This window comes from Polynucleobacter bastaniensis, from assembly GCF_018882205.1.
In the GTDB taxonomy this organism is placed as follows: Bacteria; Pseudomonadota; Gammaproteobacteria; order Burkholderiales; family Burkholderiaceae; genus Polynucleobacter; species Polynucleobacter bastaniensis.
Window position 1 is genome coordinate 221,353 of record NZ_JACVOU010000005.1, and the last position, 15,947, is coordinate 237,299.

A 15,947-nucleotide genomic window follows, 5' to 3' on the forward strand; every position below is an offset into this window, starting at 1 on the left:
ACCAGCCTTAGACTAGGATTGATTTTTTTATCACTAGCTTTGATGGCATAAGGGCCTTAAGTAGCGATCGCTTTTTGTTGATGATTAAATCAATTGGACATTCACCCTTTATGTTGCAAGGTAAATCCCCATATAAGTATCAGCAAAAGTGGAAAGATCTGAAGTAAGATCAAAGGTGCAATAAGCACATTAACTACCAATAGGAAGGGTAATAGACCATGGCTACAAAGAAGTCTCCAGCAAAAAAGAAAGTAGCTACTAAGGTGGTAAAAAAAGCCCCTGCAAAGAAAGCCGTTAAAAAAGTTGCCGCTAAGAAAGTGGTAGCAAAAAAGGCCGTAAAGAAGGTAGTGAAAAAACCAGTTGCTAAGAAAACGGCGAAAAAGGTAGCGGCGAGGAAGCCGGCTGCCAAAAAGCCAGCTCCAAAGAAAGCTGCGCCCAAGAAACTTAAAGTCGATCAGTACGGACTCGAGGAAGATGATGAGTTCTACGGCTTGTACTTTGCTAAATCAACCAACAAGGGTTTAGTTGAAGTTAAACCTTGCACCTTCTCGCTAATGTATTGGTGGAAAGGCTTGCTTGGCTACCCTGACATGATTGAAATCTCAAAAGATAGCAATACTGCGATGTTGCAGTTTGAGTCTACCTTTGGCGGTGGCGATTCTGGTGAGACAGAGTTGACAGAAAAAGATGTGTTCGATGTTGACCATATTATTGAAATCGACGAACAAGAGCAGTTAGTCTCTCTTTACTCTTACGTTCCTATTCCTGTTCCAGAAAAACTGATTGGTGCATTAGGCCTCTCTATTTTGAATATCAATCCAGAAACCCGTTACGGCAGCCTTGAGATATGCTCTACTGACAACGAAGAAGGTGTGAATGAGCACTTCCTACGCTACCGTGCGGCGACTTATTTGCGTGGCGTGAAATCTGGCAAGGTTGAGGCCATTGAAAGTATGGTCACCAATGGTTCAGAGTTCTTTGGTTTAGCTTTAGATGCAATGTGCGTTAACAAATCGATTAAGAAATGGTTGCTGAGCTAAGCTTGATTGATTAATAGGTATTACACACAAAAATATAGGTCATAGGAAAGCGGTCGTTCACTGTTTTACGAGTTTCAACAATAGTGGCGCCTCGCTTTCCTAGTTTTTTACACTCCTCTACTGCGGCTGCTTGAGCCTCAGTATCTTTAGCGGATTTAGGGGCATGCACCCCAACCGTTCCGTCAGACTGTCGATAGACTCCAAACTCGCTTGGTGGTGTTGCGCAAGCTAACATGCCCATTGAAAGAGCAAGAACCAAAGCACTCGAGATAATTTTCATATTCAAATCCAGATCTTTTAAACAATGGATTCATTCTAGCTATCTTTGGACCCTAGTAACTGGATTTCACTTATACCCAACTCGATCAAGTAAACGTTGCGCAGCAATTTGGTTCTTGCCAATTGCTGCAATAGAGATATTTTCTGCTTTGAATGAGCCCAACATCTTGAGGCCTTCATTTTCAATTTTGACTGACTTCACTACAGGCCACTCGTTATTGCCGTTAGCAAAATACTCCTGTGCAGAGTCACTTGCCAAGTATTCAAGAAATTGTTTTGCAGCCTGTGGATGCGGCGCACTCTTAGCAACCCCACCCCCCGCAATATTGATGTGCGCGCCAGTGGTCTGTTGATTTGGCCAAATAAATCCAATCTTAGAAACAACAGCCTGATCTTCTGGCTTAGTTGAGCGTAAGAGCCTGACTAAGTAATAAGAATTTGTTAAAGCTACACCGCATTCGCCTGAGGCTACCGCCTTGATTTGATCGGTATCGCCACCTCTTGGAGGGCGAGCCATATTGATCGCCATACCCTTGGCCCACTCCTCAGTGGCAGCCTCGCCACGACGCTCAATCATGGCGCCGATTAGTGACAACATATAAGGATGAGCACCTGAGCGAGTACATACCTTACCCTTATTCATAGTCTCTGCTAACTTCTCGTAAGTATCAACGTCTTGTGGGTTTACTTTTGCTTTGTTATAGACCACGAGACGTGCTCTGGTTGAAAAGCCAAACCAAGTTGATCCCTCTGGCTCAGATTGAGAACGCAAGTTTGCCGGGATGCGACTCTCTAAATATTTTGACTGTATTGGCTTAAAGAAACCATCGATCTGAGCACGCCACAGTCGAGCTGCATCCACCATCAAAATCACATCTGCTGGACTGTTCGCACCCTCGCTTTTTAATCTCTCTGCTAAAGCATTGTCATCAGCCTCAATCCGGTTGATCTTGATACCTGTCTTTTTAGTGAAGTCACTGTAGAGCGCCTCATCAGTTTGATAGTGACGGGCTGAGTAGAGATTAAGTTCTTTCGCTTCCTTTGCATCCTGTGCTTGCAGAGGCAAGGCTAGAAATACACTCAATAACAATGCTGAGTTGCCTAGGAATTTTCTTAATTGTGGGTTTGTCATTGCTGTATTTGCGATCAGAATTAGATTAAATCTAATGTATCACAAATACGAATGATTATCAATTAGGATTTGGAAATGACCCTTGAAAGCAGCAATACTGGAAAAAGTCCAACCAAAACAATGGTTAAGGAAGGCAATGCTAATTCAGCGAGGCGTTCATCTGCTGCTAACTGATAGGTTGCGACAGCCAAGGTATCAAAGTTAAATGGGCGCAATAAGAGTGTTGCAGGTAATTCTTTCATGACGTCGACAAAAACAAAGAGGCCTGCAGTAATCAGACTACGCTTAAGCAAGGGCACATGCACCCGCTTCAAAATCTGCGCTTTAGAAAGACCCAAGAGTGCTGCTGAAGCATCCATAGATGGAGTGATGCGCGCTAGACCCGCTTCTACACTCTGCAAACTAGAAGAAAGAAATCGGACTAGGTATGCATAGATCAGCACTAGTATGCTGGCAGACATCCACCAAGCAAGTTGAAAGATTTCTAGAAAAGAGAGGATACCAATAGCTAATACCGCACCGGGTAAAGCATAACCAAAGCCTAATAATCTATTAACCCAACTTAAACGCGCATTCATGCGTACGGAATAAGCAAAGAATACGGCTAACGCTACCGAGATGAGAGCCGTTAGAATCGAAACTAATAAAGAATTACTCAGCCAATCTAGATATCGAATATCGATCGTGAGGCCTTGTTTGAAAAGTAATTGCAAGAGTGCAAATGCAGGTATCAAAAATCCACACAGGAGCGTAGCACCACAAAACGCAAACGCAAAAAAAGCTTTCTTGCCTTCCAGAGACTTCGCGAGTGGCTTACTCCGAGTTGCAGAGGCAAAACGTAATTTTGAGCGACTACTTTGCTCGATAAAGAAAATCAGCAAGACAAAACTTAAGAGCCCTAAGGCAAGCTGCACTGCCGCCATTCGGTCCCCAAATGAAAGCCAAGCCTTAAAAATACCGGTTGCAAAAGTCTGAACGCCAAAGTAAGAGACAGCACCAAAATCAGCTAACACCTCCATTAGCGCAAGAGCCATACCCGCAAAGATAGCTGGCCTTGCCATAGGCAATACCAATTTCACAAATCCTTGAAGCGGGCTGTAGCCTAGTGTTTCTGAAACCTCAATCAATCGACCACTACGCTCTAAGAATGCCGTACGCGTAATGAGATAAACATAAGGAAAGAGGCAGAATGAGAAAGACCAAATAGCCCCACTCAAGGATCTTGGATCTGGAAAGAACCAGAGTGCATCAACTCCCAGTGCAGCGCGCAGCGTACTCTGTATCGGACCCGAAAACTGTAAGAGATCAACAAAGAGGTAGGCCATGACATAAGTGGGGACTGCCAAAGGCAGAATGAGAGCCCACTCAAATATTTTCTTTCCTGGAAAGTCATAGCTAGCAATGATCCAAGCATTACCCACCCCAAGAATAAAGACGCCCACTCCGACACCAAAAATAAGTACTAAGGTCGAGGCAATATAGCCGCCTAGTACAAAGTTCCATAAATGGCTGAGGGTGCCGGTGGCTAATAATTCCTTCCCCGGGAATAGGAAAGGTGCTGCCAGGCCAAAGAGGGGCAAAAATAACAACAGGGCAAGTGGCACCACAATACGATTCATGAAATCGGCAATCCGTTTAGACTCTAGCTATGTATTAAACCACTAGCATTAATGAGAAAATTATAGAGATGAACTCTGCTCGCACCCTACTTTCGATTCAAGCACTGGAAATCGACTATCCCAGTCGAGACGGTCAAGGTCGTGTTACTGCAGTTAAAAACCTGAATCTCGATCTGGCTCAAGGTGAGATTGGCTGCTTATTAGGCTCATCTGGCTGTGGAAAATCTACCGTCTTGAGAGCTATTTGTGGGTTTGAGCCCGTTAAGGCTGGGAAGATTCTCCTGCGTGATCAGGTGGTGAGCTCTGCCTCCATTCACCTCCAACCCAATCAAAGAAAAGTTGGCATGGTCTTTCAGGACTTCGCCCTCTTTCCCCATCTCAGTGTTTTAGAGAATATTGCCTTTGGCTTACAACACCTAGTAAGCAATGAAAGATCTGTAGTGGCCATGGAGTGGCTTAAGCGGGTGTCCCTATCCGATAAAGCTGATGCATATCCCCACGAGCTCAGTGGCGGCCAACAACAGCGTGTGGCACTGGCTAGGGCAATGGCACCGGAACCAGATTTAATTTTGCTAGATGAACCCTTCTCTAGTTTAGATATAGAACTGAGAGAGCGTCTTGCAGGCGAGATGCGAGAAATCCTCAAAGCAAACAACATTACCGCCCTACTAGTAACTCACGATCAACTTGAAGCCTTCGCCATTGCCGACAAGGTCGGCGTTATGACCGATGGCAATGTATTACAGTGGGATGTCCCTTACGAGCTTTATCACAAGCCAGCCAATCGCTATATTGCCGACTTTATTGGTCGCGGTGTATTTCTGAAAGGTGTCGTCCAAGCCAACAACAAAGTCAGAATTGAATTAGGTGATCTCGACCTGGAGGAAGATCGCAGGGCTGAAGTTGGAAAAGAAATCGATGTACTCTTACGTGCTGATGATATTGTGCATGATGATCACAGCACCTTGTTAGCAGAGGTTGTACGTAAGACCTTTAGAGGAGCCGACTTCTTGTACACCCTCAAGCTCGCTTCAGGTGTTGAAATTTTTGCTTTTGTACCTAGTCATCATGATCATGCGATTGGTGAAAAAATTGGCATACACCTGGTAGCTGATCACGTAGTTACCTTTAGCGAATGAGTGGTTTTCACCAAGAAAAGCACCCTCATTTCCCTCTCAGCAGAAAGTACTCTTTTCAGATACATTGTGCTTTTACCCCCAATAAATCATTGTTGAGAGCTGAATATGCTACCGAATATAGCGTTAGAGCGCCTAAACGGCAATCAAGAGCAAACCTCTGACTACGCAGACAAAGTTCTATTAATAGTCAATGTAGCTAGCCAGTGCGGCTTTACTTCTCAGTACAAAGAGCTTCAAGATCTCTATGATGAATTTCACAGTCAGGGATTGGAAATCCTTGCTTTTCCATGCAACCAATTTGGCGGCCAAGAGCCCGGCACACCTCAGCAGATCGAAGCGTTTTGCAGCACCCGGTTTGGGGTCACCTTCCCTGTTTTTCAAAAAACGGATGTTAATGGTTCTAATGCCCACCCCCTGTTTGAATATCTCAAAACAGCTGCTCCAGGCTTGCTTGGGACTGAAGGGATTAAATGGAATTTCACAAAATTTTTAGTAAATCGTTATGGACTACCAGTAAAGCGATTTGCGTCAGCTAGCTCACCCGCGAGCATCAGTGCGGATATTAAAAAACTACTTTAAATTATTAAAGAATATCGATACATGAACGATGGCATCCCACTCTCAGAAGTAATACGCAAACGCATCAAAGCTAAAAAAGCGAGATTCCATGCAAACGATAATATCTCTGCATTTATTCAAGCTGGGGAGCTCGATACCTTGATAGAAGAGGTAGCAGTCAAAATGCAGGCTGTCCTTGAGAGCCTGGTGATTGATACAAAAAGTGATCACAACACACAAAATACAAGTAAGCGTGTCGCCAAAATGTTTGTCAATGAAGTGTTTAATGGCCGCTACGTAGAGCAACCTTCGCTAACAAAATTTCCTAACGTCAGCCACCTGAATGAGTTAATGATTATTGGCCCCATTACCGTCAGAAGCGCTTGCTCTCATCATCTATGTCCGATTATGGGCAAAGTGTGGATTGGGATACTGCCGGATAAGAACTCGGCCCTGATTGGCCTCTCGAAATACTCTCGCCTCACTGAGTGGGTCATGTGTCGTCCACAGATTCAGGAAGAGGCGGTTGTAGAGCTCGCCGACATGATTGAGAAAAAAGTTAAGCCTACTGGTGTTGCGATTGTGATGGAAGCTGATCATTTTTGTATGCAGTGGCGTGGCGTTAAAGATCCAGACTCCAAGATGATCAATAGCGTGATGCGGGGATCTTTCTTAAGAGATCCCAATTTACGTCGTGAATTTTTATCACTAATTGCACGCAATTAAGACAGGCAAAGAGAGCATCGAATGACATCAACAGCCTGTATAGAATTAAATGATCTCCGACTGAATACCCAGATTGGGACTTATGCGCCCGGCGCCACAATCCCTGATCAGCATCTACTGGACCTGACCTTATGGATCGACCCTAAACTGATTTTGATTTCAGAAGATCTCATGGATCGAGTGTTCGACTACGATCCCCTTGTCCTTGAAATTGATCGCTTGGCTGCCGATGGGCATTACGAGACTCAAGAAAGATTGGCTTCCAGAATAGTTGGGGCATGTGCTCGCTATTCGGAAATTAAGTCTCTAGAAATTAGCCTCAGGAAAACGCCCGTAAGGGAGAGCTCAGGCGCATTAGGAATCAAGCTATATGTTGATGAAAGCAGCCTTGCTAGTATGAGAACAAGGCTGGCTTAGAGGCTTAAGCTTCTTCCTCAAGCGCATCAACGAGATGGTCGTACTTTAAAAAATTTTCACGATGTCTTCTGTAATATAAAAGGCCTTCGTTCAGACTGGCCACAGTAGCGCCCTGTTCGCGCATTTTGTCCCAGAGATTCCAGTCCTCCTGCGGGTGAATGCCATCGGCATATCTTTCTTTGTAACCCACTTGCTGACCCAGAGAGGTGCGATACATCATTGAACCATGATGCTTTCCTTCGCGATCCCAGTAAAGGTCGCCTTGGTGAGACCTGGTCTCACCAGGAACACGATCATGAATCTCTTCTTTTAATTCTCCAGTAACCACAATGTCGTAAGTAACGATATCTGCATGAGTATTGGATAGCAGCTCAATTGCATCTGATCTAAGCCAATTGTCAGCGCCAATGAAAAGAACATATTCCGTATTGACCCTCATGAGTACATCGTGGAAATTATCCACAGTACCTAAATTCTGTGGCCTGAGAATATATTCAATATCGGGATATAGGCTGGGCAAGTGTGCGCAATCATGTGCCCCATCATCGACAAATAGAATTCTGGCGGGGGCTTGTGTTTGAGATAGCAGGGACTCAATGCAGTGCGCTGCAAGGTGGCCATACTTATAGGAGGCAATAACGACGGTAATCATATTGCTGGGCATTAGAACACGAAAGTATGATGTCTGAATGAAGCCCGCTTTAAACCCCATACAATAGGCATATGTTGATACAAATCGCCAACCTTCTCCTCCAAGTCCTCGTGAGCATTGTTGCGGGAGCATGTCTCCTGAGATGCTATCTCCAGTGGCTCGCCTTTAATCTGGGCTCTGGCCAAAGCAGAACCATCGGCGCATATGTGCTTCCACTGAGCAATTGGATCGTGATCCCACTTCGCAAGCTGATCCCAAGCATTGGTCGCTTTGATGTCGCCAGCTTTTTAGCCGCTTACCTACTGGTCGTAGGAAAGACAGCAATCCTGTTGCTGCTCTCAGGAGCAGCTCTTACGAACATTTCGTGGCTTCTACTGGCCTTAATTGACTTGGTAGACCTGATTCTTTCGGGATTGGTTGGCTTGGTTTTTGCGAGCGTGATTCTCTCGTGGGTTAGTGCTGGCTCACAGATACAGTATTTGGTCTCACTTCTAGTTGAGCCTCTGCTGGCGCCAATCAGAAAGGCAATGCCCAACTTTGGAGCTCTAGATTTATCACCTCTGGCATTACTGCTAATTCTGCAAGTACTTCAGATTGTGCTTAGCCATCTCAGATAGATGGGGAAGTCTTATTTGCCTCTAGCTTTCCTGAATGACTGCCAGGAGGTGTTCGTCATAACGCTTTAGTCGTAATGAAAGTATGGCGGAGAGGGTGTCTAAAAATTCACCCTCCGCGCAAGTCTACCACTACCCTATAAACCCATGTAATACATGGCCTACAAGGTAACCCTACTCCAATCTAACCCATTCAACTTCACTAAAATCTACGTTTAACTGGTGGGTAGACTGGTGGGTAGGTTGAGTTCTAAGCGAGATAATAAACAGATAACTGCAGGCTCTCGAAAGCCATCTTTCACTGCACGTGGAATTATCTCAGTTAATAAGCCTGGCTACCATGCTGACCCTGAAAATAAAGGTCTATACCTTCAGGTTACAAAAACCCCCAACGGCACCGCTCGAAGCTGGATCTTTCGCTTTACTAGCCCAGTCACTCTTAAACGCCGAGAAATGGGTATTGGCCCAATCGAATCTTTTTCACTATCCAACGCTAGATTGAAGGCTTTAGACCTACGTCGGCAGATACTTGATGGAGTCGATCCTCTAGAGCAAAGAATAGCTAGGCGATCTAAAGCATTCGAGGAAAACGTTCACACCATCACTTTTGCAGCAGCTGCGGAAAGATGTATCCAAGCCAAAAAAGTTGAATGGTCAAATGAAAAGCATCAAGATCAATGGACAACTACGATAGCTAAATTCGTCTCACCGTTAATTGGCAAACTAAGAGTTGATCATATTAATACTAGCCACATAGTGAAAGTTCTTGAGCAAGATATTAAGAACAAGAAAGGTGAAATAGAGGGTACCTTTTGGAATGTGCGTACTGAAACAGCTACCAGAGTTCGGCAGCGGATTGAGGTAATACTAGATTGGTGTAAAGCACATCAATACATGCAAGGTGATAATCCTGCGCGTTATCAAGGTGCTCTATCTCACTTATTGCCTAAAGCAAGCAAGATTAAAAAGAGCGTCCATCACCCTGCCTTGCCTTTTAAGCGCATCGGAGAATTTGTTAATGAATTAAGGTGTCACTCTGGATTCTCGGCATATGCACTTGAGTTACTTATCCTCACCGCAAGCAGAACAAGCGAGGTAATCGAGGCTCAATGGGATGAGTTTGATTTTGAAGCCAAGGTTTGGACGATTCCAGCCGAGCGCATGAAAGCGGGTAAAGAACATCGCGTTCCACTAAATATTAGAGCTATAGAAATCCTCAATCAACTAAAGACAATCAGAGTGAATTCCTATCTTTTTCCCAGCAATATTCACAAAGAACACCCGCTATCTAATATGGCTCTGCTTGCAATGATGAGAAAGATGCCTAAGTATGTAGACTTCGTGCCGCATGGTTTTAGATCTACATTTCGTGACTGGGCTGCCGAGACTACGGAATACTCAAATGAGACGGTTGAATTAGCTTTAGCGCATACGATCAAAAATAAGGCTGAAGCAGCATATAGAAGGCAAGATCAATTAGATAAACGCGCATTTCTAATGGGGGATTGGGTTAACTATATTAATAAGAATATCAAGCAACTCTCTCAAAATGAGGAACATCCACAAACCCTTTAAAGTTTCCGCCCCATCTGTTCTTGGGGCCTAGACTTTCCCAATACTCGCCAACAGTGCGGATCAACTCTTTATCCCAAACTAGCTTTCCATTCCAGAAGAAATTCAGATCAATCGCGCAACGCCTTAGGTGATTGCTATTCATAGTTTTTGATCTGCCGGTCTTAAAGTAGATTTCTTGTTGCTCTGGTGAGCGCCAAAGCTCTCCTCCCGTAATGACCCACCCTTCCGCAGTAGCAAACTGAATAAGCCTGCTGACATCATTTAGAAAGGCTGCTTGATCTGCTACTAGAGTGCTCACCTTTGTATTCACCTAGCTTCTTCTTTTTTATTTGAGCCGTGCATGCGCATCTCAAAGATCTTCTCAACTGATCTACCGCCAAAGTAAGCCAGCATGACTAGCTGACCCCATTCGCCCAAGAGCCTCACATAGGCCTCATTGATATCTATTCCCATGGCTGAGAGCAATGCAAATAATAGGTAGGCTGTGAGGATGTAAACCAAGGTTCCTGGACGGATATTCTTTGATAACTTGGAATCACTACCCATATCAGATTGCCAGCGCTGTGTGGTATTTTCTTGAGAAGCTCGGTGCATCTCAGCTAGAAGCTTGGATTCTTCAATCTCGAGCTCTTTTTGCTTCAGCGTGTATTGGAGTAGCAACTGCTCTTGTTCAATCTCCAGTTGTTTGAGCTTGATCAGATCTTCATGACTGGGGTTGTCTGGAATGCGCGCACCAATCTTGCTCTCAATGAATTCCTTGCCTTTGGCTTGGACCGCGCCCGCAAGTAGGCCAAGGCCATTGACGGCTAAGGTTTGCACTAGAGAGGTGATGATTGGAAGCATGTCATTAGCTCTTTTCTTGATGCTCGAAGATATGAATAAGTATGGAAGTCCACCGCCCCACTACCGCCTAGGCTTTTTTTGGTGTTGGCAGTGGGGCGCAGTTACGCGCGCCCACACACCATGGTTACTTCAACACCCGCAGCCGCACCCAAATACCTGCTGCTAGCGGTGGCCTTCCCTTCTGCTAGCGTTTCTTGGCTCCTTTGGTTTCTGATGGCTCTTGATCAAGAGTTCCTTCTAATGCCTTCTCTTGTGCTGGGAGTTGACCTTCTTTCATCAAGCCCTCTACGATCTCCATGAGGCGATCACCATCATCTTCACCAAAAACTTTGGCTACGACCTCATGGCCATACTTAGCGCATAGGCGGTCATACTCTTGCTCTGGAGTAATCGTTGTTTTTGAAGGACGCTCGAACACCGTGACGTTCTCGCGCCCAAAGAGATTACGAAGGATGTTGGTCTCATATGGCGGCACAAACACATGGATGGTCGTGAATGCATCCCTACGAACTACCGCTTCCACCTCTTTAATTTGGAAGTCACTATGAATGAGTTCTTTATGGTTCGTACTATTATTCATTGGCTCCTCCTTATTGAATAGCCAATACCGCATGGGCATTTGCTCGTGAGATAGATAAAGCACAGCGTAGGTTGACCATGGCGTACATAGCGAGAGTGTCGTGCGGACGGATTGGGGCAACGATGTCTAAGTCATCATCACGCAGCTTCATAAAGCGAGTGTTGAGGAAGTAGCAGCGCTTACTCCACTCCACGGTGCGATTGGCCATGGCATCGAGTTCATCAAACTGCGGATCCCAGATGATCTCTACACCTTTGAAGGCAAGGCCAGTGTTTACACCAGCTCCTACGCCAGCATCGATGTACTTGGTCTCACCTGATCCAGCGATATGAGTAACGGTTACCTGTTTGCGATAGGTATCAATGAACTTGCCACCCGCAATGATGAAATCTGGACTTCCGCCATGCTTAATACATTGACGCCAGGCAGTCTCCATCTCACCCACTAAGTTGCCTGGCGCTGTTGAAGTGATGTCCTTGACCGCGTAGTTGCGCCAGTAACTTGCCTTGGCTCGATCGATACCACCTACCGTGCCAGCATCCGGGGCCAGGCTTACCAAACTATCAAGCCCTACCAAGGCATCTGCGCCATGTGAGCCGTCGCGGTGCAACTCTAGATCTAACTTATTGAGAAAGCCTTCTCTAAGGACTTCTAGCTGCTCATCTAATAGATTAATCAATTGCACGCGCTCGTTGTATTCCAATTGGAATCCTCGCGCCCCACCCTCACGCACCTTAATGCCATTGCTAAAGAGGCGGTCATAGTCGATATACAGACCATCGACTGCTCTACGCCAGGGGAATGAGGCTTGCTCAGTCGTATTGCGTTTATTGAACTTGACCGTCTCCTCGCCAAAGGCCCAGCTAAAGTTACTGCCATGTTCTTTGCGGATATTCTCGACAACGTTCTGCTTTGCGCCCAATAGGCTCTTTCGCCCTTCCATAAGTTTTTTAAGAAAAGGTCTTTCTACCGCAATTTGATCGACTGGTAGGTTGCGCAAGTACTCATCCAAGGAAACCTTAGCTAACTCTTGCAAGTCTGTATTTGAAATTGGCATATGCCACCCCTATCAATATGTTTATCTATTTGTGTCTTGGTTGGCTTCATTCCAATTGATAGAGCGTGAACCTATCCATTGCTACGCTGCTAGTCGCGACTCTAGCTTTAACGCGGTGGCTTGAAGCGCTGATATCAATTATTGGGGTGGGACATATGGGTTTGGGATATTTGTGGGGTTTTTGTTGGTATTTCTCAATCTAGTTGCATAGCTAATTAATTTAGGTTACACTAACCCCATGTTTGAACAATGCCTCTATTTCAATACCACCAGCCTAGCTCGTCAGCTAGAGCGGGAATGGACAAGTGCATTTAAACCATTTGGTCTAACGCCATCCCAGGCTTTTATGCTGAGAGTGGTTTTAGATAAAGCCCCGCTACTCCAAAGCGAGTTAGCCAAGGAGATGAATATCAGCCGTCCTACCGCTACTAGGGGCCTAGACGGCCTAGAGAGATTGGGCTTAATTAAACGTGCTGCGTCCGCTAGAGATGGTCGCGAACAAGAGATTCATCCCACCCCTAGCGCTACAAAGATCAAGGTGGACCTAAATGCTGCTAGTGCTGCCGTTACCAAGCGCATGAAGAAGTTATTGGGTAGTAATGAGTTTGAATCCGTTGTAACCCAAATGAGGACTATTACATCAGCCCTGAAGTAAGTATTGATTCGTGAGCTTTTTTATTTAAGTAATAGTTGCATAGCTAATTACTTTTAATTAACCAAGGAAATAAATATGCCCATCTTGAACGTAAAGGTCAGCGGCCAAAAGAATGCTGCCACCACCAAAGCAATACATGAACTACTGTTAGATCTGACTCACCGGATTCTGGGCAAGAAGAAGGAAGTAACTGCAATTGCGATTGACTATGTAGATCCTGAATGCTGGATGGTTGGCGGGAAGCTATTGAGCGATCAAAACATGAATAGCTTTTACTTTGATATCAAGATCACCGATGAAACCAATACCAAGGATGAGAAGGCTAAATACATTAAAGAGGCTTTTGAGGGCTTTGCTCGCATATTAGGCAACCTGCATGAAGAGAGTTATATCTACGTGCAGGATGTAAGGGGTGCCTCTTATGGATATGGTGGAAAGACCCAGGAATATCGATACCATCATTAGGCTATCACTAAGCCGCACTGGTCTTTATGCCCAATGTGTCATTGCGCCACCTTGGGCATAAATAAGCGTTTCTTTGCCTGTGGCCGTCAAGGGTGCGCAAGCCACCCCTTTGGGGTGCCCTTGACGGAAATAGACCGCCTGTACTCCACCCATTAAAAATCAATAAATGACTCATAAATAAGTCATTAATTCACTTAAGGACTTATTTATGAGTCATTTTTATTGACCAATGAGGTTTAAACAGGTATATTAGTGCCTTGTACTTAATGAACAGCATGAGGCAACTATGCGCGTAGATCAACAGCTATCTCTAGCATCAAAGCAACTTGGCCAATCCGCTGAAATAGCGCAATGCCTAGTTTCGTTGCGCCTTGCCCGTCATATTCGCCAAGGTGAGGCTGCGGTTCGCGCGGGCTTGTCTCGTGCAACTGCCCAACGCATTGAAAAGGGTGATCCTGGCGTTGCCATTGGCGCACTGCTACGTTACTTAGATGCAATCGCTCCAGGCATGACCTTATTGCAACTGTTAAGCGGCAATGATCCTGCGATCGCTGCCTTGGAGCGTCGCTCGCGCCCTCAACGCGTCCGTGACTTAAGTACGGCTGAAATGAAAGCGCTTGATTTCTGATGGCAAACACAACTAAAGACCTGTTTGTCTTTGCCAATCTTGATGGTGAATTTGTACCAGCAGGACAACTACAAGTAGATGAGGAAGGCTCAAGACTTATTGCCTCTTCATTTGCTTATGGCCTGCGCTACCTAGATAGGGGCAATGCACAGGAAATTGATCCTGTCGCCCTTAGCCTTAAGAATAAAAGCGAGATCAAAGGCAAGCGCCTCGTTCCACCAAATGGTCTAGAAGCTTTTGGCGGAATTCGTGATGCTGCTCCTGATTCTTGGGGAAGAAGAGTGATTGAAGCTAGGCTGAAGGTTCCAGCTAATAGCCTGCCAGAATCAACCTACCTACTTGAAGCTGGCAGTGATCGCATTGGGGCTTTAGATATTCGAGCCTCCTTAGATCAAGAAGAGCGTCCTGCACATGAAAGTATTCACAATCTATCTTACGTACTAGAGGGTGCACAAAAGATTGAGGCTGGCTTACCAGTATCAGAAGCGTTATCGAGAATTTTGATTGTGGGTAGCGGCCTAGGGGGTATGCGCCCAAAGGCAAGCGTACGTGATGATGACAATATTTTATGGATGGCCAAGTTCCCAGGCAACACTGATGGAGTCTTAGATGTACCAAGCATTGAATACGCCACCCTCAAACTTGCAGAATTAGCTGGCCTCAATGTAGCGCAAACTCAATTAGAGCAAGTTGGCAAGAAAAGGGTGTTAATGGTCAAACGTTTTGATCGCTCTTGGACCGCTTCAGCTCGCTCAGTAGAGATTCGTCATCATGTGATTAGCGCCCTCACACTCGTTGCTTGCCACGAATCAGAGTCCAATACAAAAAGCTATATGGATATTGCAGATGCTATACGCAGATATTGCCTGGTTCAAACAGTCAAATCAGATGTAGAAGAACTATATGCACGCATGATCTTTAACCTTTTTGTCAGTAACGATGATGATCATCTACGCAATCATGCCTTCTTATGGAACCAGGAGCTTAAAGGCTGGAGCCTAAGCCCACTCTATGATGTGATGCCACATGCAGTCATCGCAAGTGAACGCTATCAACATCTAGGCATTGGACCTCAAGGCAAGCTAGCAACCCTAGATAATGCCTATGGGGCTAAAGAGCGCTTTGGTTTATCTGTGCAGCAAGCAAGCTCCATTATCGATCGTGTATGGCGAGTAACTAGGCAGTGGAAAACACACTTCGAAAGCCTTGGAATTCCTGCAGATCAAATTGAAGGAATCTCCCGGGCCTTTAGACACATTGATGATATTTGTAGTCCTGAATTAATCAAGACTCTAGCTAAAGGCTAATCACTTATTGAGAAGATCTTGCTAGGAAACTAGATTTCAACAATAAGCGATGGATTAAATTCTGGGTTTTCGGCGTGGTTAGATCGAACATAACCGCGAGGATTACAAACCACCCTAGTGCCATTCATTTCATAATCGCAGGAATCATGCGTATGCCCATGAATCCATAGAGACATCTTGCCAAAGAGGTGCGCCAACTCCGAAGAAAAGCAGGCGGACAATAAATCTTGCTTATAGCGCTCTGCAACTGAGCCCATTGAGGGTAGATGGTGCGTAACCACCACTGTCTTGCCATCAAATGGTCTCTCTAGCTCCTGCTGTAGCCAAGCCAATGATTTTTCATGTAATTGAATCGATTTTTTCGGGGAAAAATTTCTTCCTCCATCGCGTATTGCTCTAAAGTCATTTAAGTAAAGCTCGCCATACGATAAGCATTTAGACTTCAGATCCTGACCAAATAATAAAAAGTCAGTCCATAACGTAGCTCCCAAGAAGCGGATGGGGGCATTTGATTTTGGATCCTGTAGTTGCAGCACATCATCATCTAGAAAATGAATTCCGTTCTCAGTGGATGCGTTCCTCATCCGTTCAATGGCGTGAACACGCTGGGAACCATAGAACTCATGATTGCCAGCCACATAAATAATCTCTTGATTCGGAA

At 45.2% G+C, this 15,947-nt stretch carries 21 protein-coding genes; 11 read left to right on the top strand and 10 right to left on the bottom strand.

Annotation, left to right across the window (positions count from 1 at the left end; genetic code table 11):
• Positions 1 to 218: 218 nt before the first annotated feature.
• Positions 219 to 1,040, top strand: a complete 822-nt coding sequence (locus ICN22_RS10455) for a hypothetical protein (RefSeq protein ID WP_216170861.1) — start codon at positions 219 to 221, stop codon at positions 1,038 to 1,040.
• Positions 1,041 to 1,050: 10 nt separating this feature from the next.
• Here ICN22_RS10455 and ICN22_RS10460 read toward each other — a convergent pair whose 3' ends face one another.
• From ICN22_RS10460 to ICN22_RS10470, 3 genes are all read right to left on the bottom strand, one after another.
• Complete coding sequence (locus ICN22_RS10460; protein ID WP_216170863.1) at positions 1,051 to 1,320, bottom strand: hypothetical protein; 270 nt, start codon at positions 1,318 to 1,320, stop codon at positions 1,051 to 1,053.
• A 66-nt stretch (positions 1,321 to 1,386) separates the two neighbouring features.
• Positions 1,387 to 2,451: an extracellular solute-binding protein gene (locus tag ICN22_RS10465; RefSeq protein ID WP_216170865.1), complete on the bottom strand. Its 1,065-nt coding sequence runs from the start codon at positions 2,449 to 2,451 to the stop codon at positions 1,387 to 1,389.
• 62 nt (positions 2,452 to 2,513) lie between these two features.
• Positions 2,514 to 4,070: an ABC transporter permease gene (locus ICN22_RS10470; protein ID WP_216170867.1), complete on the bottom strand. Its 1,557-nt coding sequence runs from the start codon at positions 4,068 to 4,070 to the stop codon at positions 2,514 to 2,516.
• 68 nt (positions 4,071 to 4,138) lie between these two features.
• Between ICN22_RS10470 and ICN22_RS10475 the strand changes: the two genes are divergently transcribed.
• The 4 genes from ICN22_RS10475 to ICN22_RS10490 all read left to right on the top strand — a co-directional run bounded on the left by ICN22_RS10475 (position 4,139) and on the right by ICN22_RS10490 (position 6,910).
• A complete protein-coding gene (locus ICN22_RS10475) occupies positions 4,139 to 5,209 on the top strand; it encodes an ABC transporter ATP-binding protein (RefSeq protein WP_216170869.1) in 1,071 nt (356 codons plus the stop codon).
• A 105-nt stretch (positions 5,210 to 5,314) separates the two neighbouring features.
• Positions 5,315 to 5,788, top strand: a complete 474-nt coding sequence (locus tag ICN22_RS10480) for a glutathione peroxidase (RefSeq protein WP_216170871.1) — start codon at positions 5,315 to 5,317, stop codon at positions 5,786 to 5,788.
• A gap of 21 nt (positions 5,789 to 5,809) precedes the next feature.
• Entirely contained in the window at positions 5,810 to 6,493 is a 684-nt protein-coding gene (gene folE / locus ICN22_RS10485; protein ID WP_216170873.1) for a GTP cyclohydrolase I, read from the top strand.
• Positions 6,494 to 6,514: 21 nt separating this feature from the next.
• Positions 6,515 to 6,910 carry a dihydroneopterin aldolase gene (locus ICN22_RS10490; RefSeq protein ID WP_216170875.1) on the top strand — a complete coding sequence of 132 codons (396 nt, stop codon included), beginning with the start codon at positions 6,515 to 6,517 and terminating at the stop codon, positions 6,908 to 6,910.
• Positions 6,911 to 6,914: 4 nt separating this feature from the next.
• Here the strand turns inward: ICN22_RS10490 and ICN22_RS10495 are convergent, their stop codons facing one another.
• Positions 6,915 to 7,562: a glycosyltransferase family 2 protein gene (locus tag ICN22_RS10495; protein WP_216170877.1), complete on the bottom strand. Its 648-nt coding sequence runs from the start codon at positions 7,560 to 7,562 to the stop codon at positions 6,915 to 6,917.
• A 71-nt stretch (positions 7,563 to 7,633) separates the two neighbouring features.
• Between ICN22_RS10495 and ICN22_RS10500 the strand changes: the two genes are divergently transcribed.
• On the top strand, positions 7,634 to 8,179 hold the full coding sequence (locus ICN22_RS10500; RefSeq protein ID WP_216170879.1) for a YggT family protein: 546 nt from the start codon (positions 7,634 to 7,636) through the stop codon (positions 8,177 to 8,179).
• 240 nt (positions 8,180 to 8,419) lie between these two features.
• Entirely contained in the window at positions 8,420 to 9,751 is a 1,332-nt protein-coding gene (locus ICN22_RS10505; RefSeq protein WP_216170881.1) for a tyrosine-type recombinase/integrase, read from the top strand.
• Here the strand turns inward: ICN22_RS10505 and ICN22_RS11200 are convergent.
• From ICN22_RS11200 to ICN22_RS10525, 4 genes are all read right to left on the bottom strand, one after another.
• Positions 9,708 to 10,061, bottom strand: a complete 354-nt coding sequence (locus ICN22_RS11200) for a M15 family metallopeptidase (protein ID WP_216170883.1) — start codon at positions 10,059 to 10,061, stop codon at positions 9,708 to 9,710. The two genes, ICN22_RS10505 and ICN22_RS11200, sit on opposite strands and share 44 nt — an antisense overlap.
• Positions 10,058 to 10,594 carry a hypothetical protein gene (locus tag ICN22_RS10515; RefSeq protein ID WP_216170885.1) on the bottom strand — a complete coding sequence of 179 codons (537 nt, stop codon included), beginning with the start codon at positions 10,592 to 10,594 and terminating at the stop codon, positions 10,058 to 10,060. Before ICN22_RS10515 ends, ICN22_RS11200 begins: the two co-directional genes overlap by 4 nt.
• 184 nt (positions 10,595 to 10,778) lie before the next feature.
• Complete coding sequence (locus ICN22_RS10520; protein WP_216170887.1) at positions 10,779 to 11,174, bottom strand: hypothetical protein; 396 nt, start codon at positions 11,172 to 11,174, stop codon at positions 10,779 to 10,781.
• A 10-nt stretch (positions 11,175 to 11,184) separates the two neighbouring features.
• Positions 11,185 to 12,231 (bottom strand): phage major capsid protein, encoded by a 1,047-nt coding sequence (locus ICN22_RS10525; protein ID WP_215310559.1) that lies wholly within the window; start codon positions 12,229 to 12,231, stop codon positions 11,185 to 11,187.
• A 238-nt stretch (positions 12,232 to 12,469) separates the two neighbouring features.
• Between ICN22_RS10525 and ICN22_RS10530 the strand changes: the two genes are divergently transcribed.
• The gene (locus ICN22_RS10530) at positions 12,470 to 12,886 is read left to right on the top strand and encodes a MarR family winged helix-turn-helix transcriptional regulator (protein ID WP_215332302.1); all 417 of its coding nucleotides are present in this window, start codon (positions 12,470 to 12,472) and stop codon (positions 12,884 to 12,886) included.
• A gap of 75 nt (positions 12,887 to 12,961) precedes the next feature.
• The gene (locus ICN22_RS10535; protein ID WP_216170889.1) at positions 12,962 to 13,351 is read left to right on the top strand and encodes a tautomerase family protein; all 390 of its coding nucleotides are present in this window, start codon (positions 12,962 to 12,964) and stop codon (positions 13,349 to 13,351) included.
• 24 nt (positions 13,352 to 13,375) lie between these two features.
• Here the strand turns inward: ICN22_RS10535 and ICN22_RS11160 are convergent, their stop codons facing one another.
• Positions 13,376 to 13,504, bottom strand: a complete 129-nt coding sequence (locus ICN22_RS11160; protein WP_255533934.1) for a hypothetical protein — start codon at positions 13,502 to 13,504, stop codon at positions 13,376 to 13,378.
• Between the two features lie 133 nt (positions 13,505 to 13,637).
• On the opposite strand from ICN22_RS11160, the gene ICN22_RS10540 reads away from it, so the two are divergent.
• Both ICN22_RS10540 and ICN22_RS10545 read left to right on the top strand, forming a co-directional pair.
• Positions 13,638 to 13,979 carry a helix-turn-helix domain-containing protein gene (locus tag ICN22_RS10540; RefSeq protein WP_215332300.1) on the top strand — a complete coding sequence of 114 codons (342 nt, stop codon included), beginning with the start codon at positions 13,638 to 13,640 and terminating at the stop codon, positions 13,977 to 13,979.
• Positions 13,979 to 15,286 carry a type II toxin-antitoxin system HipA family toxin gene (locus tag ICN22_RS10545; protein ID WP_216170890.1) on the top strand — a complete coding sequence of 436 codons (1,308 nt, stop codon included), beginning with the start codon at positions 13,979 to 13,981 and terminating at the stop codon, positions 15,284 to 15,286. Before ICN22_RS10540 ends, ICN22_RS10545 begins: the two co-directional genes overlap by 1 nt.
• Positions 15,287 to 15,315: 29 nt before the next feature.
• Here the strand turns inward: ICN22_RS10545 and ICN22_RS10550 are convergent, their stop codons facing one another.
• Positions 15,316 to 15,933: a metallophosphoesterase gene (locus tag ICN22_RS10550; protein ID WP_369411600.1), complete on the bottom strand. Its 618-nt coding sequence runs from the start codon at positions 15,931 to 15,933 to the stop codon at positions 15,316 to 15,318.
• Between the last annotated feature and the right edge of the window lie 14 nt (positions 15,934 to 15,947).

Excerpts from the sequence above, each read along its gene's own strand:
- ICN22_RS10520 (WP_216170887.1), bottom strand. The coding sequence starts at position 11,174 with ATGAATAATAGTACGAACCATAAAGAACTCATTCATAGTGACTTCCAA.
- ICN22_RS10490 (WP_216170875.1), top strand. The coding sequence starts at position 6,515 with ATGACATCAACAGCCTGTATAGAATTAAATGATCTCCGACTGAATACC.
- ICN22_RS10480 (WP_216170871.1), top strand. The coding sequence starts at position 5,315 with ATGCTACCGAATATAGCGTTAGAGCGCCTAAACGGCAATCAAGAGCAA.
- ICN22_RS10470 (WP_216170867.1), bottom strand. The coding sequence starts at position 4,070 with ATGAATCGTATTGTGGTGCCACTTGCCCTGTTGTTATTTTTGCCCCTC.
- ICN22_RS10500 (WP_216170879.1), top strand. The coding sequence starts at position 7,634 with ATGTTGATACAAATCGCCAACCTTCTCCTCCAAGTCCTCGTGAGCATT.
- ICN22_RS10495 (WP_216170877.1), bottom strand. The coding sequence starts at position 7,562 with ATGATTACCGTCGTTATTGCCTCCTATAAGTATGGCCACCTTGCAGCG.
- ICN22_RS10535 (WP_216170889.1), top strand. The coding sequence starts at position 12,962 with ATGCCCATCTTGAACGTAAAGGTCAGCGGCCAAAAGAATGCTGCCACC.
- ICN22_RS10455 (WP_216170861.1), top strand. The coding sequence starts at position 219 with ATGGCTACAAAGAAGTCTCCAGCAAAAAAGAAAGTAGCTACTAAGGTG.
- ICN22_RS10545 (WP_216170890.1), top strand. The coding sequence starts at position 13,979 with ATGGCAAACACAACTAAAGACCTGTTTGTCTTTGCCAATCTTGATGGT.
- ICN22_RS11160 (WP_255533934.1), bottom strand. The coding sequence starts at position 13,504 with ATGGGTGGAGTACAGGCGGTCTATTTCCGTCAAGGGCACCCCAAAGGG.
- ICN22_RS10460 (WP_216170863.1), bottom strand. The coding sequence starts at position 1,320 with ATGAAAATTATCTCGAGTGCTTTGGTTCTTGCTCTTTCAATGGGCATG.
- ICN22_RS10475 (WP_216170869.1), top strand. The coding sequence starts at position 4,139 with ATGAACTCTGCTCGCACCCTACTTTCGATTCAAGCACTGGAAATCGAC.
- ICN22_RS10530 (WP_215332302.1), top strand. The coding sequence starts at position 12,470 with ATGTTTGAACAATGCCTCTATTTCAATACCACCAGCCTAGCTCGTCAG.
- folE (WP_216170873.1), top strand. The coding sequence starts at position 5,810 with ATGAACGATGGCATCCCACTCTCAGAAGTAATACGCAAACGCATCAAA.
- ICN22_RS10525 (WP_215310559.1), bottom strand. The coding sequence starts at position 12,231 with ATGCCAATTTCAAATACAGACTTGCAAGAGTTAGCTAAGGTTTCCTTG.
- ICN22_RS10465 (WP_216170865.1), bottom strand. The coding sequence starts at position 2,451 with ATGACAAACCCACAATTAAGAAAATTCCTAGGCAACTCAGCATTGTTA.
- ICN22_RS10540 (WP_215332300.1), top strand. The coding sequence starts at position 13,638 with ATGCGCGTAGATCAACAGCTATCTCTAGCATCAAAGCAACTTGGCCAA.
- ICN22_RS10515 (WP_216170885.1), bottom strand. The coding sequence starts at position 10,594 with ATGCTTCCAATCATCACCTCTCTAGTGCAAACCTTAGCCGTCAATGGC.